The following is a 248-nucleotide window of genomic DNA, read 5'->3' on the forward strand; positions in this document are numbered from 1 at the left end:
TTTGCCGTCAGCTTCCTTCCGCCAACTCCTCACGAAGTTAACCTTGCCTCAGCTAATGGACAGCTCTATATCAGCCCATGAGGGACTTGAACCCTCTACTCTTACATCATGCACGGCGCACATATTTCTGATCCCTCAACCTCAAAAACAGGACAACTACCTTCTTCTCTATCAACCTCTACTGCCTTTAACATCTTTTTAGGGCGGGCGGCTGATTCTATTATCGTAGCATCAACTATTGCTCCTTG

1 protein-coding gene is annotated in these 248 nt (G+C 46.8%); it reads left to right on the forward strand.

Annotation, left to right across the window (positions count from 1 at the left end; genetic code table 11):
• Nucleotides 1-202 (forward strand): hypothetical protein (locus L8D11_RS05645; protein ID WP_236870677.1); only part of this gene is annotated, 202 nt, incomplete at its 5' end.
• Nucleotides 203-248 lie beyond the last annotated feature (46 nt).

Source organism: Candidatus Bandiella numerosa, assembly GCF_021811875.1.
In the GTDB taxonomy this organism is placed as follows: domain Bacteria; phylum Pseudomonadota; class Alphaproteobacteria; order Rickettsiales; family Midichloriaceae; genus Aquirickettsia; species Aquirickettsia numerosa_A.